The organism is Dorea sp. 210702-DFI.3.125, from assembly GCF_020560945.1.
GTDB classification, from domain to species: domain Bacteria; phylum Bacillota; class Clostridia; order Lachnospirales; family Lachnospiraceae; genus Dorea; species Dorea formicigenerans.
The window spans coordinates 1-14,938 of the sequence record NZ_JAJCNF010000035.1 but is presented as its reverse complement, the minus strand read 5'-3'; the positions used below and the strand labels follow the sequence as shown (position 1 = coordinate 14,938).

Here is a 14,938-nt window from a genome sequence, read left to right as displayed (position 1 = left end):
AAGGAGAATCGCAAAATGGCACAGATACTGTTAGGTAAAGAAGTAACTGCTTCATTGAATGAGGAGATTGAAGAAAAAGTAAAAACATTAAAAGAGCATCAAGTGATGCCGAAACTTGGAATTATCCGAATTGGTGAAAAACAGGATGATATTGCATACGAGCGCAATGCTGTAAAGCGTTGCGAAAAATTATCTGTGGCATATGAAAAGTTTCTGCTTCCGGAAGATGTAACGGAAGAAATAGTGATTGATACGATCCAGAAACTAAACAAGGCGGAAGATATTCACGGAGTATTGGTTTTCCGCCCGTTGCCATCTCATCTGGACGAAGAGAAAATCTTAAATACATTGGCTGTAGAAAAGGACGTAGATGGAATTACCAATCTTTCCATGGCAGGTATATTTGCCGGAAAAGAGATGGGCTATGCGCCGTGTACCGCAAGTGCATGTATCAGGATCCTGGACCATTATGGAATTGACTGTACCGGGAAAAAAGCAGTGATCGTAGGACGAAGCCTTGTAGTTGGAAAGCCGGTATCTATGATGCTTCTGAAGAAAAATGCAACAATTACAGTCTGTCATACAAAGACTAAGAATATAAAGCAGGAAGTACAGGCTGCAGATATCGTAGTTGCGGCAGCAGGAAGTGCAGGATTTATAAAGAAAGAACATTTAAGAACGGGACAGGTTGTTATTGACGTGGGAATCAATGTGAACGAAGAAGGCAATCTGTGCGGAGACGTAGCATTTGATGAGGCAGAACCGATTGTAGATGCAATTACACCGGTTCCAGGAGGAGTTGGCGGAGTCACGACTTCAATTTTGGTGGAGCATGTGGTAAATGCGGCACTTTTGAAAATGGAAGCCAGTGAGAAATAGTATTACAAATATGTGAAAAGGTTAAAAAACATCAAGAAAAAGGTTAAAATTACTTCTTGAAATTTCTGCTCATAAGTATATAATATCAATTTGTAAATAAATATTAGTTCACCGAAATTCGTTGATGAGAACAATGCCGTATCAATTGTTATTTCACAGAGAGCCTGTGTGTGGTGTAAGCAGGCAGTAGCAAGATAAGGATATCCTCTCTGAGAAGCGGGTTGAAAGTTATATCAGTAGACCTCGCCGGTATCCTCCGTTACAGGGAAAGCGTATGTTAGTACGTGACAGAGTGTCGTAAAGTATTGTATTTTACGGAATCAGGGTGGTAACGCGGAATTCTATTCGTCCCTTTTCAGACTATGGTCTGGGAAGGGGCTTTTTGCATTAGTGAAAATATGTAATCCCGGAATGTGTCAGAGTGATTTCATTGTATACTATGCAAATATGCAGGGAATGAGAGTAGTTTTGGTGGACATGTAATAGCTTAAGGAGGACTTGAAAATGAAAGCATTACAAAAAGCAAGCAAATTTTTATCAGATTACACGTCGGTTGTAGTAATCGCAATTGCGATTGTTACATTTTTCGTACCATCTATGATGGGGTGGGTCAATTATGCCCTGTTCACAGATATGGTAGCCAATAAATTCACCAGTCAGTCTATTATCATTGGTGTCATCATGTTCAGCATGGGGCTGACACTGACAACAGAAGATTTTAAGATACTGGCACAGCGTCCATTTGATATCTGTGTAGGTGCAATCGCACAGTATCTGATCATGCCATTTCTGGCATTTGCACTGACGAAGTTATTACATCTTCCTGACGGAATCGCACTTGGACTGATTTTGGTAGGCTGCTGCCCAGGAGGCGTATCTTCCAATATCATGTCTTATCTGTGTGGTGGAGATGTAGCATTTTCTGTAGGAATGACAACAGTATCTACACTGGTTTCCCCGGTTATGACACCGCTTATGGTATCATTTCTCGCAAGAGGAACTCAGATTACGATCAAAGGACTTCCAATGTTCGTATCTATCATTGAGACAGTAATCCTTCCTGTAGGATTTGGATTTTTACTGAATTATCTGTATGGTAAGAAGAAAATGTTCCATGAGATCCAGCAGATGATGCCAGGGGTTGCAGTTCTTGGACTTGCATGTGTTGTTGGTGGTGTTGTATCTTCACAGGGATCAAAATTCTTCCAGTCCGGCGTTGTAATCTTTGTTGCAGTACTGCTTCACAATGGACTTGGATATCTGTTCGGATACGGTGCAGGAAAACTGGTTGGAATGAACACATCCAAAAAGAGAACGATAGCGATCGAAGTCGGAATGCAGAACGCAGGACTCGCCACAAATCTTGCTACAACGACAGCGCAGTTCGCGTCCACACCGGAGTCAGCAATCATCTGTGCAGTCTCCTGTACATGGCATTCTATCTCAGGAACATTACTTGCAGGAATGTTTGCAATGTATGATAAAAAGAAAGAAAAAGCTGCTGGAAAAGTAGTTACAGAACAGTAAAAATATTAAAAAAAAGCTGCCGGGAAACAGTCGGAAAGACTCGAAACAAGGCAGCTTTTTGTGTAGTCAGAGAGCCCTGAAAAAACGTGCTGCGCAAAGAAAGGTTGTTCTTTTTGAAAAAATAGTATATAATGTCTTAGTGTTAACCCCAAAACAAACAAGAAAGGATTACATTTATGAACATGCATAAGAAACGGATCGCAAGACGCGGGGCAGCCTTTGTCTGTGCGTTCGGTGTCGCACTGTCAGCAATGCCGGTGCATGCAGCGGAGGTCAAAAGCCTCGAAGATAAGACCAGTAATCTTCAAAGTCAACTGGAAGGGATTAATCAGGATTTGGTTACGCTCAGCAATAAGATTGCTGAGACAGAAGCGGAAATTGAAGAGTCGAACAATGAAGTATACCGCCTGGAGGCATCACTTCAGATTTCTCGTAATAACGAGGAAAAGCAGTATGAAACGATGAAGACTCGTATTAAGTACATGTATGAAAATGGTTCAGAGACAATGATCACTATGCTGTTTACTGCAGACAGTATGGGAGACTTCCTCAACAAAGCCGAGTTCATTCAGAACATTACCGATTATGATAAGGAAATGTTGGAGAACATGATGGAGATACGTCAAGGTATCGAGACGCAGGAAGAGGATCTTAAGAGCCAGCAGCAGGAACTGACAGATTTACAGAGTCAGTTAAATACTGAGCAGCAGAATCTTCAGGCGAAAGCAGCAGCAACTTCCACAGATCTTGCGACTGTGAATGCGCAGCTTCAGGCAGCGCGTGAGGCACAGGCAAAGCAGGAGGAAGAAGCGCAGAAAAAAGCACAGGAAGAAGCGGCAAAGCAGGCATCAGCTTCCACTGGAAATAATACTTCCGGAAGCAGTTCCAATAATAACAGCCCTTCCAAACCTTCTAATTCCGGAAGTAATAATAACTCCGGGAGCAGTTCCAGTAATGGAAAGTATAATATTCCTTCCGGTGGTCTGACCCCATCCAAAGGGAGAATCTGGTTTAACGGACATACTGAAACCTATTATTCACAGAAGGTACTTCCGGGAGCAGGACTTAACATTCCGGGACGTCATATTGCGAGTGACGGAACAATCCGTGACAAAGATGGTTATATTGTACTTGCCAGTGATGACTATCCAAAAGGAACCGTGGTCGAGACCTCTCTTGGAGCTGGAAAAGTCTATGATAGTGGAAGTGGAAAAGGTAATATTGATTTGTATACCGACTGGTAGGAAAAGAAAGAGTGAGAACTCATATGACAGAAAAATTGCTCAGACCGTGTAAGGTCTGAGCAATTTTTTGTCATATAGAATGTGTACTAAATTTTTGGCTGATACCGCATATTGGAAACTTTGTAGATTGTGATAAACGCCTTAGGATCCACCTGATTGATGTATTTCATCAATTTCTGGTATTCTGTTTTATCCACAATGGTGATAATTTCGTTATGCTTTTCCATTGTGTAAGCACCGATGGCTTCATAGATAGTAGCCCCGCTGTGCAGTTCATATAAAATGAAGTGGCGCAGCTCTTCTTCTTTCTGGGTGATGATGCAGACGCGCCGTTTCATATCTTGATTGAAGATAAAGTGATCCAGTACGATTCCGTTAAAATAAGTACCGAGGACACTTAAAACTACAGTTTTCTTATCGTACACAAGTGCTGCGGACAGAGCCACACACATACCGGACAGTGACATGGCTTTTCCGAGATCCATATGCAGATATTTGTTCATGATTTTGGCAACAATATCCAGTCCGCCAGAAGAGGCATTTCGATTGAACAAAATTGCAAGTCCGACGCTTACGACCAGTATATAACAGAGTACATCCAGTTCCTGGCTGTCGGTCATGGAGTAAAAATCCGGGAAAATCTTTTCGAAAAGCCCCAGAAACAGTGGAAGCATAATGCTTGTATAGACAGTTTTTGCTCCGAATTCCCGACCGCATGTAAAGAATCCGATAATCAGAAGCACTACATTTAAAATCATAGTGATTGCTGACAATGGAAGCGGTACAAAGTTTGACAGAATGATTCCAAGACCAGAGATACTGCTGACAGAAGCGTGGCTTGGTACAAGGAAGAAGTAGACTGCAGCGGCAATAATTGCCACAGCAAGCGTCAGAATCAACGTTTCCTTTACAGAGTCTGTGTATTGATTTTTCTTATTCATATGTAACAATCCCCCACAAATAACATTTGCAACATTCATTTGCAAAGTATATTTTAACTGGTTCTGTGTGGAATAACAAGGTGTCTGTTGTATAAAATTGACAGAGATTTATAAAGAGCAGTATAATTAAAAAAGTAATAGCAAATGAGGGGATGGATTGGGAGGAGATGTATGGGAAAAAGAAAAGCCGTTTATTGGATCCTTCTTGCTTTGATAATGGTCACAGTGACAGGTTGTGACTATACGCTGGAAGAAAAGAGAGAAATGAAGCGTTATGAAAAGCAAGGACGGGAAAATGCGAAAAATTATATAAGAGAAAAATATGGAATCGATGCAAAGATTACAGAGATAAACTGTGAGAAATACAGTTCAAGTCCGGTGCCGGATTTTTTCCCTGCTCCCACCGGAAATGTATTCGTGAAAATGAAGTACAAGGGGGCAGATTTTTTAGTTGCGATATCAGGACAGAAAAAGAATACGGACGGGCTTGATAATTATCAGTTTCAGGAGATTGCCACAGCATTTGCACAAGAAATGTATAACATCACAGGACTTCACGCAGAGAGTGCCTATGTATGTTATGGTGAGTATGGAACGGTAAAAGATGAAAAAAATGGAATGATCCACACATTTTATGATGGGGAAAATCTGGCAGAAGTCTTGCAGAAGGAATCTGCAAGAGCTGTTGTATCTTATGCCAATCAGGACGTAGAGCAGATTCCTGTATCGCAGATAAGCCAGAAGACAGGCGTTGATACAATATTGCTTACGGATTACGAGAGCCGGGAAGCATATCAGACGGTTCGGTGTCCATATTATAATCTGGCTGGCTGGCCGATTGAAAATGGAATAGAGAATCAACTGTATCTGATGAATGGATATCGTGTTGTGGGTGCGGGTGAAGATACCTATGTAAAATGTGAGAAAAAAATTCAGGATGATATTATCCTGATTACAGAAAATCCAAAGGATCAGATCATACTTGAAAAAACCAGTCTGGATTCACAGGAGAATTGGAATGGAAATGGATTTATTGATGCGAAGCAGGTAGCCAGTGCCTATGCATTTGACACAAATTCTGAAAAAGTATATGTGTATTTTCCGGTGGAAAAACTGGACACGAAAGAAGTGAAAGAAGCTCAGTTAGTCAAGCAGTATCAGTATAAAGGAGAAACATGCTATGACAATATCATCAGCAAAGTGACTGATGATGGCAAGTATATTCATGGCATCGTCTATACAAGAGACGAGACGGAGATAAAAATATCCGTGTTTATAGATAAGTAGGTGAAGAAAGCAACGAAGAAATTACCGAGTGCTCTTGACACAAAATAAAAATCGATTTATACTAGGCATTGTAAATAAAAGGGGAGCTTGTGATAGCAGGCTGAGAGGAAGTCTTCAACTTCGACCCAGAACCTGATTTGGATAATGCCAACGTAGGAACGTATAAGATAATGTTACGGGAGATACATTGGTGTATCTCCTTTATTATGCATAGGAAACCACGTCTTTTCTTCTAAGCCAGGTGCGAATCATAGAATATAGGAAATTTTGAGAGTGAACAGAGTTCATGAAGGGGTGCACCACCGCGGGTGTATTTCTTTGTGAACTCTGTTTTATATAATAGGAAATTACATTTCCTTTTATATAAAAAGCCTCCGGCAGGATGCGCACTCGCATTTCCGGAAAGGAGCAGCCATGATTACAGTCAATGGAGAGAACAGAACATTGGAAAAACCAGTGTCAGTAACGGAATACTTGAAAGCATGTAATTATATTCCGGTGCAGGTAGTAGTAGAATTGAATGAGGAGATCATCAAAAGAGAAAATTACGATACAACTGTACTGAAAGATGGAGATGTTGTAGAGATTCTGCATTTTATGGGCGGCGGAAGCTTCTAAGCTTCACGATATGCGAATAGCAGGTATTATAATTTATGAGTAAACAAAGAAAGGTGGATAAAAAAATGACAACAACAAACACAAATGAAGACAAATTAATCCTGGGAGGACATGAATTTACTTCCCGTTTTATTATGGGATCTGGAAAATTTTCATTGGAGCTTATGAAAGCATGTATTGAAAAAGCAGGAGCACAGATCGTAACACTTGCTTTGCGCCGTGCTAATGAAGGCGGACTTGCTAATATTCTGGATTATGTGCCGAAGGACGTAACACTTCTTCCGAATACATCCGGTGCCAGAAATGCGCAGGAAGCAGTCCGTATTGCAAGACTTTCCAGAGAGCTGGGTTGTGGAGATTTTGTAAAGCTTGAAGTTATTCACGATTCGAAATACCTTCTTCCGGATAATTACGAGACAATCAAGGCAACAGAGATCCTTGCAAAAGAAGGGTTTGTTGTTATGCCATACATGTATCCGGATTTGAATGCAGCCAGAGATCTGGTAAATGCAGGGGCAGCCTGTGTGATGCCTCTTGGTTCTCCAATCGGTTCAAATAAGGGAATCTGTACAAAAGAGTTTATCCAGATTCTTATTGATGAGATTGATCTTCCAATTATCGTTGATGCAGGAATCGGTCGTCCGTCACAGGCATGTGAAGCTATGGAAATGGGTGCGTCAGCAGTGATGGCCAATACTGCTATTGCGACAGCAGGAGATGTCCAGGTTATGGCTGAAGCGTTTAAAAAGGCAATTGAGGCAGGAAGAAGTGCTTATCTTTCCGGATTAGGAAGAATACTGGATAAAGGAGCAAGTGCGTCTTCACCATTAACAGGATTTTTGCATGAGTAAATTGCACTGATAACAGAATACAAGTATAAAGATATACAAGAAAAGATATACGAGAGGATCAATGTAACAGCGATGGTAGAAACAATGCAGACCAGTAAAAAAGATGGTCATTTTAATGAAAGTATTGTAAATGAAGAAATACTGGAAGATATGAAAAAGAATCGTATCGATCATATGAAGTATCTTCCGGATATGGAGCAGTTGGAAGAATCTGATGTGATGGACCAGGTTATTTCTGCAATGAAAGCATATGATTATGATAAATATACAGAAGCAGATGTAAGAAGAGCACTGGCGCATGATAACCGGACACCAGAGGATTTTCAGGCACTGCTTTCGCCGGCAGCACTTCCGCTTTTAGAGGAGATTGCGCAGCAAGCACAGATTGAAACAAGAAAGCATTTTGGAAACAGTGTGTATATGTTTACGCCAATTTATATTGCAAACTACTGTGAAAATTACTGTATTTACTGTGGATTCAACTGTCATAATAAGATTCGCCGTGCACAGCTTAATGAAGAAGAGATTGAAAAAGAGATGGCTGCTATTGCCAAGACCGGACTTCAGGAAATATTGATTCTTACAGGTGAGAGTAAGACAAAATCTAATGTGGAGTATATTGGAAAGGCATGCGAGATTGCACGAAAATATTTTAAAGTGGTAGGTCTTGAAGTATATCCGATGAATTCGGATGAGTATGCATACCTTCATAAATGCGGAGCAGATTATGTGACAGTCTTCCAGGAGACTTACAATTCAGATAAGTATGAAACATTACATTTAGCAGGACATAAAAGGATTTTTCCATATAGATTGAACACACAAGAACGTGCACTTAAGGGTGGCATGCGAGGTGTTGGTTTTGCGGCACTTCTTGGACTGGATGATTTCCGCAAAGATGCTTTTGCGACAGGTTATCATGCATATTTGCTTCAAAGAAAATATCCGCATGCAGAGATTGCATTTTCTTGTCCAAGATTGTGTCCGATCATCAATAATGATCGCATTAACCCGATGGATGTTCATGAGCCGCAGTTACTTCAGGTAGTCTGTGCATATCGTCTGTTCATGCCATTTGCAAGTATTACGGTGTCTACAAGAGAATGTGCCCGTGTTCGTGATAATCTGGTAAACATTGCAGCGACCAAGATATCCGCAGGAGTCAGCACAGGAATTGGAAGTCATGTGGAAGATATCGAAGATAAAGGTGACGACCAGTTTGAGATTTCAGACGGAAGAACGGTGGATGAAGTATTCGATGCGCTGAAAAAGAATGGTTTACAGCCAGTTATGAATGATTATATATATTTGTAGATGTGAAATGTCAGATTACAAATAAATAATTTTTTTATGATTGTAGGGAACGGAGGTTTTTAGTATGAGAACGCGAGAAGAAGTTTTGCAGTATGCGCTATCTTTCCCGAATGTGTATGAAGAAAGACCATTTCGCGATCAGGGCTGGCAGCTGGTAAGAGTAAAAGGAAGTAAGAAAACATTTTTATGGATTTATGAAAGAAATGGATATGTTAATTTAAATGTTAAAGTTGATCCGCAGTGGAGAGATTTCTGGCGCAGTACTTATGCCTCTGTTATTGCAGGGTATCATCAGAATAAAGAACATTGGAATACCATCATTTTAGATGGTTCTATTCCTGAAAATGAGATTCAAAGAATGATTTCCGAGAGCTATGATCTGATTACGGACAGCCCGACAAAAAGAATCTATGAGGCAGTGAAAAAGATTCCCAAAGGTCATGTTGCGACTTATGGTAAAGTTGCAGAGCTGGCAGGAGATGCAAAGATGGCAAGAGCAGTTGGAAATGCGCTTCATAAGAATCCGGATCCGGAACATATTCCTTGCTTTCGTGTGGTCAATGCGAAAGGAGAATTAGCCGGTGCATTTGCCTTTGGAGGAGAAAGTGTGCAGGCACAATTGCTGGAAGCAGACGGGATTGAGGTAATCGATGGAAAAGTAGATTTAAAAAAATATGGGATATAACAAAAAATAAAAAGTAAAAGAACCCAACGTGCCGTTTAAGATGTGGAATGCGTTCGCAGAGGACACACAAAAGGCTCTTTCTGTTGGAATGAATGGTCATGTAGCAAAGCCGATCCAGGTTGATAAGCTGCTGTCGACATTAGTAGAAATTATGATGAAACAATAACTAAATACATAAGAAAAGAAACCGTGTGAAATTACAGTTATGTTTCACACGGCTTTTTAGAATATACAGTTAACTAAAACTAATAATCCTTTTTATTCCATAATGTTTCCATCAATACTTATCGTTACAACCTGCCAGGGAATAAATTTTCCGCTGTTTTGAAGAGCCTTTTTGGCAGCCATTTCCAGACCGCCGCAGCATGGAACTTCCATTCTCACGATGGTTACACTTTGAATGTTGTTATTTTGAATGATTGCAGTCAGTTTCTCGCTATAATCCACCTGATCTAATTTCGGACAGCCAATTAATGTTACCTTATTCCGAATAAAATCCTGATGAAAGCTTGCGTAAGCATAAGCAGTACAATCGGCTGCAATTAAAAGCTTTGCATTGTTAAAATAAGGTGCACTGACTGGAGCCAGTTTAATCTGTACCGGCCAGTTCTGAAGTTTTGATACTGAATCTGCAGCTGAAGATGGTTCTTCAGACTTTGGTGTTTCTGTTCGTCGGATCTGCATGATTTTAGATCCCGGACAGCCGGTGTGAGGAGGCATTGCCTGTTTTTGAACGGCGATTTTTTTCTGTGCTTCTTTCACAGCTTCTTCATCATATGCAGGTGCTTCTCTTTCTTCAAATGAAATGGCACCGGTAGGACATTCCGGGAGACAATCACCAAGTCCGTCACAGAAATGTTCTCTTACCAATTCTGCTTTTCCGTTAATGATGTCAATGGCACCTTCGTGACAGGCAGTTGCACAGGCACCACATCCATTACATTTTTCTTTATCGATTCGAATAATCTTTCTTATCATTTTTACCCTCCATCAATAACATTTAACTTTTGTTTCTATCAGAATTATAGTATGATAAATACAACTTGTATGTTTGATTTCCAACAGGAGGAATGATTTTGGAAAAATATTTACCGATTCTAAAAAACAGTTCATTTTTTAAAGGTCTTACGGATGACGAGATATTATCTATCTTGCATTGTGTAGAGGCAACAGCAGTTTCAAAAGAGAGAGATTCTTATATTTTCAGAGCAGCAGATTCTACAGAAGTAATGGGACTCGTGGTGTCAGGCTGTGTTCTTGTGATTCAGGAAGACTTATGGGGACATCGGAATATTTTATCAAAATGCCATGCCGGCGATTTTTTTGGAGAACCGTATGCAGCAAGCCCGGGGGCTGTTCTGAATATCAGTGTGGTAGCAGATGAGGATTGTGAGATTATTTTCCTAAATATCCAGAGGCTGCTGGTCACTTGTCCAACTGCATGCGAGCATCATCAGAAGCTGATCCGCAACCTGGTCAGTGTCCTGGCAAATAAGATACTGCTCCTGAACGATAAGATCACACATGTTTGCAAGCGAACGACAAGGGATAAACTATTATCATATCTGTCTGCAGAGTCCATCAGACATTCGTCTTTGTCCTTTGATATTCCTTTTGACCGGCAGCAACTGGCGGATTATCTTTGTATTGATAGAGCAGCAATGTCTACAGAGATATCAAAGTTACAAAAAGAAGGTTTTATAAAAACAAATCGAAATCATTTTGAATTGACTGTTTTTTAAAGATGCAGATTCAAGAATGAAAATGTAATATACATTATGGAAAACATAGAATTAATTTGAGAGATGTTAAAATGTGCAAGAGGAGGAAAATTTAGATGATAAATAAATTACATTTGGCAATGATTGAATTATATAAAGGAGATGCAAAGAGAATTCAACATTTCTGTAAAGTGCATAGCTATGCAAAATTGATAGCAGAAACGGAGAATGTAGATGAGAAATGTTTATTTACCATTGAAGCAGCTGCTTTGACACATGATATTGGAATTCATTTCTGTGAAGAAAAATATGGAAATTGCAATGGAAAATTACAAGAAAAAGAAGGCCCGGCAATCGCAGAAAAGCTACTCGGAGAATTAGGATTTGATCAAGATGTATCTAATCGGGTTCAGTATCTGATCGCACATCATCATACTTATGATAACATTAATGAAATTGATTATCAAATATTAGTAGAAGCTGATTTCCTGGTTAATATTATGGAGGATGGTTTATCGAAGGAAGCAGCTATAAAAGCCTATCATAGTATTTTCAAAACAACATGTGGAAAAATGATTTGCAGGGAGATGTTTGATATTGGCGTCAGATAGCACACCAGAGAGAAAAATTAAATCCTGAGAAAATACTAAATATTCTCTATTGTAAGGAAATCAAACTTTTGATAGAATAAATGTGTTAAAGTGTCTATTATCAGGAAGGAGCTACATAGGTGATGGTTATAAATTACAATGTCCAAGTAAGTCTGAACTGTGTACTTTTTCCTCAAAAAGAATATAGAAAATGCAGAGATTGAAGCCATTTTCAGCCACAAAATATGTAGCTAAGAATGGCTTTTTGTAGTATCGGAATATTCATGAGAACAGATGCGTATACAAAAAGATACTTGACAGATAGATGAGGAGAAAAAGGATAATGAGAGCATGAGCTGACGGGATTTCCGTCTATTGATAAGCCGTGGCTGAAATATTACAGTGAGGAAGCAATTCAGGCAGAGTTGCCGGAGTGTACAGTTTTACAATATATAAAAAATAAGAATACGAATAATCTGAATGGCATAGCATTAAATTACTTTGGAAATAAAATAACATATCGAGAGTTCTTTGAAAATATTGATAAAGTGGCGAAAGCTTTTTATGCAATAGGAATAAGAAAAGGAGATATTGTCACGATTGCTTCCTTGCATACTCCGGAAACGATTTATATAATTTATGGTTTAAATAAGATTGGCGCAGTTGCTAATATGGTATATCTTACATTATCTGCAAATGAAATAATTGAGAATATAAAAAGCACAGATTCCAAGGCATTTATTTATTTTGCAATGATTCAGGAAAAGGGAAGAATAATTGAAAAAAAGTTTCCCGATATTAAAACAATTATACTGGATGTATCAGACAGTATGCCATGGTATTTGAAATACCCATATAGATTAAAGAATAAAAAGGATATTTTGGGGAAAACATACCGTTTTAAGAATTTCTTGTCTTTGGGAGAAGGTGTCGTTGCAAAAGAAATGTTATACACTAAAAATGCTCCGGCTGTCATTGTATATACAAGTGGAACAACTGGAATTCCTAAAGGTGTGGTGTTAAGCAATGACAATTTAAATGCAGTTGCAGAGCAGTATTCGTATACAACATTTGATTTCAGAATGAATGATATATTTATGGATATGATACCGCCATTTTTGGGGTTTGGAATTAGTATTGGAATTCACTTGCCATTAGCTCTGGGAATGGAATCAGCCCTTTGGATTGATATTGAACCCAATAAAGTAGTTCAGGCGTTTAATAGAATAAAGCCTCGACATTTCGTGTCTGGTCCGGTAATTGTAAAGGCGATGTTGGAGAATAATATCAAGGATATGAAATTCCTTTCAACATTTGCGGGCGGCGGGGAATCGCTCTCTATAGAGCAAGAAAAGAAAGTCAATTCATTTTTACACGATAAAGGATATGGTGGGAACTATGTGACGGGATATGGAATGACTGAGTGCTGTGCTACGGTCTGTACAGGAATGCCGGGGATCTATAAAGAGGGAACTTTAGGCATTCCATTGCCAAAAGTAAATGTAAAAATTGTAAACCCTAAAGATGGACAAGAGCAGAAATACGATGAAGTGGGAGAAGTTTGTTTCCACGCACCGAATATTATGTCTGGATATTTTAAGAATCCAAAAGAAACAGACAATATTATAAAAACACATGCAGATAACAAGAAATGGATACACACAGGTGACCTGGGCAGCGTAGATCAAGAAGGCTTTTTGACCTTTCATGGAAGAATTAAGAAAATTTATCTGACCAAAGGAAGTGATAACAATGTATATAAGTTATTCCCAATGCAAATCGAAAATGAATTGATAAAAAATGAAGAGGTACTTGAATGTGGAACGATAGTTGTGCCAGATCAAGAAAAAATTCATGTTGCAATTGCATTTGTTCGGGTGAAAGTTGGTTTAGAAAAGGAAGCTGTAAGAGGAAAAATCTTGGAATTTGCGAGGGCTCATTTGCCAGAGCATGCCATTCCTAAAAAGATTATGCTGATTGAAAAAATGCCTTACACACAAAGCAATAAGATTGATTATAAAAAACTTGAAGAAAAATATCAGAAAGAAAACAGATGAAACATTATAAAAATTTATTTATCAACCAACTGAATACAAAAGATGTAGACCATTTTACCACTGACACTGGTCTTTTCCTGAGACGAAAGACAAACGGAGCTTTTCGTAAACTATGCAATATTTTTACAAATGCAACGATTATAAGGGAAGATACACCGGATTACGCCAGTGATGAAGAGTATTACGGAAATCTGAAACCAGACAGAATACCTTTATCGTATTACCCACTGTCAACGAAAAAGAATGCCAACAATATTGTTGTCGAGCGATATCCCAAGCTGGATAAAGAGGAAAGCTATATTTTCGTAGGAAGTCATGTCTGCCCGGAAGACATTGAAACTATGTTGAATGTTATTGACAGAAATGCATATCTGATATTAGGCTCGGTAGAAACTTTAAGATACAATCCTGAGGCGTACTTGTCCTGGTTAAATGGCATGATTGTATTTGACATTCTTAATCCAGAGGAAAGAAGTGCGCTTCCGGCAAAAATGGAGAGGGTATTACAGAAACAAAGCATTCTGATATTCCCAGAGGGTTCGCACAATTATGATTTAAACAGATTGATTAAACCACTCTATGACGGTCCGGTGAATCTGGCATTAAAGACCGGAAAAAAGATTGTTCCGGTTGCCCTGGTAAAAGATTATGAGAATAACGTGGCATATCTGGATGTCGGGAATCCGATAGATGTAAGAAATCTTGATTTGAACATACAGGATTATTATCCGGGAAAAGAAGAGAGTGAAAAATATCGGATAAAATCCATGAGCAGCTATGTACGGGATCATATGGCAACAGCAGTTTACCATATGATGGAACGTCATCTTGTCCCGATGAAAAGAAATGAATATGGAGATATGGGACACTATTTTGTGGATTTTTATGTGATGGATACATATCGTAAGCTGAATTGGAAACACGATGTATTTGAAGCAGAATATCTGACCAAGAAAACGGACGAAGAGCGGGAATATGAAGCAGTCGTAAGAACACTGAGTGGTTTACGACTAAAGAAAAATGTCCTGAAGGAAACCAACTTGAACAGCAGGGAATATATCCAGAAGGAATTGGATTTCGACAAGAAAAATGTAGCAGAGAATTTGAGACGATATTTTTATGAAAAAGTAGTTTGACAAAGGAGAATGAGAGAAATATGATTTCGCAGACAGACAGACAGACAGACAGACAGACAGACAGACAGACAGACAGACAGACAGACAG

General features: G+C 39.1%; 15 protein-coding genes, 1 riboswitch and 1 other annotated feature. Of the genes, 13 read left to right on the top strand and 2 right to left on the bottom strand.

What is annotated here, in order from left to right; genetic code table 11:
* Positions 1 to 15: 15 nt before the first annotated feature.
* The 3 genes from LI164_RS13650 (at position 16) to LI164_RS13640 (ending at position 3,650) form a co-directional block, all read left to right on the top strand.
* Positions 16 to 879 carry a bifunctional 5,10-methylenetetrahydrofolate dehydrogenase/5,10-methenyltetrahydrofolate cyclohydrolase gene (locus tag LI164_RS13650; protein WP_040015554.1) on the top strand — a complete coding sequence of 288 codons (864 nt, stop codon included), beginning with the start codon at positions 16 to 18 and terminating at the stop codon, positions 877 to 879.
* 112 nt (positions 880 to 991) lie between these two features.
* Positions 992 to 1,235, top strand: a binding site (T-box leader).
* Between the two features lie 148 nt (positions 1,236 to 1,383).
* Positions 1,384 to 2,406, top strand: coding sequence for a bile acid:sodium symporter family protein (locus LI164_RS13645; protein WP_005333961.1), 1,023 nt, complete (start codon positions 1,384 to 1,386; stop codon positions 2,404 to 2,406).
* Positions 2,407 to 2,582: 176 nt separating this feature from the next.
* Entirely contained in the window at positions 2,583 to 3,650 is a 1,068-nt protein-coding gene (locus tag LI164_RS13640; protein ID WP_227087272.1) for a hypothetical protein, read from the top strand.
* Positions 3,651 to 3,736: 86 nt separating this feature from the next.
* On the opposite strand, the gene LI164_RS13635 is transcribed toward LI164_RS13640, so the two are convergent.
* Complete coding sequence (locus LI164_RS13635; RefSeq protein WP_040015553.1) at positions 3,737 to 4,591, bottom strand: YitT family protein; 855 nt, start codon at positions 4,589 to 4,591, stop codon at positions 3,737 to 3,739.
* A gap of 171 nt (positions 4,592 to 4,762) precedes the next feature.
* On the opposite strand from LI164_RS13635, the gene LI164_RS13630 reads away from it, so the two are divergent.
* The 6 genes from LI164_RS13630 (at position 4,763) to LI164_RS13605 (ending at position 9,512) form a co-directional block, all read left to right on the top strand.
* Entirely contained in the window at positions 4,763 to 5,878 is a 1,116-nt protein-coding gene (locus LI164_RS13630) for a hypothetical protein (RefSeq protein WP_005333955.1), read from the top strand.
* A 69-nt stretch (positions 5,879 to 5,947) separates the two neighbouring features.
* A riboswitch (TPP riboswitch) is annotated at positions 5,948 to 6,054 on the top strand.
* A 238-nt stretch (positions 6,055 to 6,292) separates the two neighbouring features.
* A complete protein-coding gene (gene thiS / locus LI164_RS13625; protein ID WP_005333953.1) occupies positions 6,293 to 6,496 on the top strand; it encodes a sulfur carrier protein ThiS in 204 nt (67 codons plus the stop codon).
* Positions 6,497 to 6,561: 65 nt separating this feature from the next.
* Positions 6,562 to 7,347 (top strand): thiazole synthase, encoded by a 786-nt coding sequence (locus LI164_RS13620; RefSeq protein WP_040015665.1) that lies wholly within the window; start codon positions 6,562 to 6,564, stop codon positions 7,345 to 7,347.
* Between the two features lie 72 nt (positions 7,348 to 7,419).
* Positions 7,420 to 8,661 (top strand): 2-iminoacetate synthase ThiH, encoded by a 1,242-nt coding sequence (gene thiH / locus LI164_RS13615; protein ID WP_005333949.1) that lies wholly within the window; start codon positions 7,420 to 7,422, stop codon positions 8,659 to 8,661.
* A gap of 64 nt (positions 8,662 to 8,725) precedes the next feature.
* Complete coding sequence (locus LI164_RS13610; protein WP_005333947.1) at positions 8,726 to 9,346, top strand: methylated-DNA--[protein]-cysteine S-methyltransferase; 621 nt, start codon at positions 8,726 to 8,728, stop codon at positions 9,344 to 9,346.
* A 28-nt stretch (positions 9,347 to 9,374) separates the two neighbouring features.
* Complete coding sequence (locus LI164_RS13605) at positions 9,375 to 9,512, top strand: response regulator (protein WP_227087271.1); 138 nt, start codon at positions 9,375 to 9,377, stop codon at positions 9,510 to 9,512.
* A gap of 92 nt (positions 9,513 to 9,604) precedes the next feature.
* Here the strand turns inward: LI164_RS13605 and LI164_RS13600 are convergent, their stop codons facing one another.
* Positions 9,605 to 10,324 (bottom strand): 4Fe-4S binding protein, encoded by a 720-nt coding sequence (locus tag LI164_RS13600; RefSeq protein WP_005333938.1) that lies wholly within the window; start codon positions 10,322 to 10,324, stop codon positions 9,605 to 9,607.
* A gap of 98 nt (positions 10,325 to 10,422) precedes the next feature.
* Here LI164_RS13600 and LI164_RS13595 point away from each other — a divergent pair, with 98 nt between their 5' ends.
* From LI164_RS13595 to LI164_RS13580, 4 genes are all read left to right on the top strand, one after another.
* Positions 10,423 to 11,088, top strand: coding sequence for a Crp/Fnr family transcriptional regulator (locus tag LI164_RS13595; RefSeq protein ID WP_081445675.1), 666 nt, complete (start codon positions 10,423 to 10,425; stop codon positions 11,086 to 11,088).
* Positions 11,089 to 11,183: 95 nt separating this feature from the next.
* Positions 11,184 to 11,678 (top strand): HD domain-containing protein, encoded by a 495-nt coding sequence (locus tag LI164_RS13590; protein WP_005333934.1) that lies wholly within the window; start codon positions 11,184 to 11,186, stop codon positions 11,676 to 11,678.
* A gap of 404 nt (positions 11,679 to 12,082) precedes the next feature.
* Entirely contained in the window at positions 12,083 to 13,714 is a 1,632-nt protein-coding gene (locus LI164_RS13585) for a class I adenylate-forming enzyme family protein (RefSeq protein ID WP_005333932.1), read from the top strand.
* Entirely contained in the window at positions 13,711 to 14,850 is a 1,140-nt protein-coding gene (locus LI164_RS13580; RefSeq protein WP_005333931.1) for a 1-acyl-sn-glycerol-3-phosphate acyltransferase, read from the top strand. The genes LI164_RS13585 and LI164_RS13580 overlap by 4 nt, the downstream gene beginning before the upstream one ends.
* Positions 14,851 to 14,938: the final 88 nt, after the last annotated feature.

Bases quoted from the DNA above. Each gene is read 5' to 3' on its own strand.
- LI164_RS13650 (WP_040015554.1), top strand. From the start codon at position 16: ATGGCACAGATACTGTTAGGTAAAGAAGTAACTGCTTCATTGAATGAG.
- LI164_RS13645 (WP_005333961.1), top strand. From the start codon at position 1,384: ATGAAAGCATTACAAAAAGCAAGCAAATTTTTATCAGATTACACGTCG.
- LI164_RS13640 (WP_227087272.1), top strand. From the start codon at position 2,583: ATGAACATGCATAAGAAACGGATCGCAAGACGCGGGGCAGCCTTTGTC.
- LI164_RS13635 (WP_040015553.1), bottom strand. From the start codon at position 4,591: ATGAATAAGAAAAATCAATACACAGACTCTGTAAAGGAAACGTTGATT.
- LI164_RS13630 (WP_005333955.1), top strand. From the start codon at position 4,763: ATGGGAAAAAGAAAAGCCGTTTATTGGATCCTTCTTGCTTTGATAATG.
- thiS (WP_005333953.1), top strand. From the start codon at position 6,293: ATGATTACAGTCAATGGAGAGAACAGAACATTGGAAAAACCAGTGTCA.
- LI164_RS13620 (WP_040015665.1), top strand. From the start codon at position 6,562: ATGACAACAACAAACACAAATGAAGACAAATTAATCCTGGGAGGACAT.
- thiH (WP_005333949.1), top strand. From the start codon at position 7,420: ATGGTAGAAACAATGCAGACCAGTAAAAAAGATGGTCATTTTAATGAA.
- LI164_RS13610 (WP_005333947.1), top strand. From the start codon at position 8,726: ATGAGAACGCGAGAAGAAGTTTTGCAGTATGCGCTATCTTTCCCGAAT.
- LI164_RS13600 (WP_005333938.1), bottom strand. From the start codon at position 10,324: ATGATAAGAAAGATTATTCGAATCGATAAAGAAAAATGTAATGGATGT.
- LI164_RS13590 (WP_005333934.1), top strand. From the start codon at position 11,184: ATGATAAATAAATTACATTTGGCAATGATTGAATTATATAAAGGAGAT.
- LI164_RS13580 (WP_005333931.1), top strand. From the start codon at position 13,711: ATGAAACATTATAAAAATTTATTTATCAACCAACTGAATACAAAAGAT.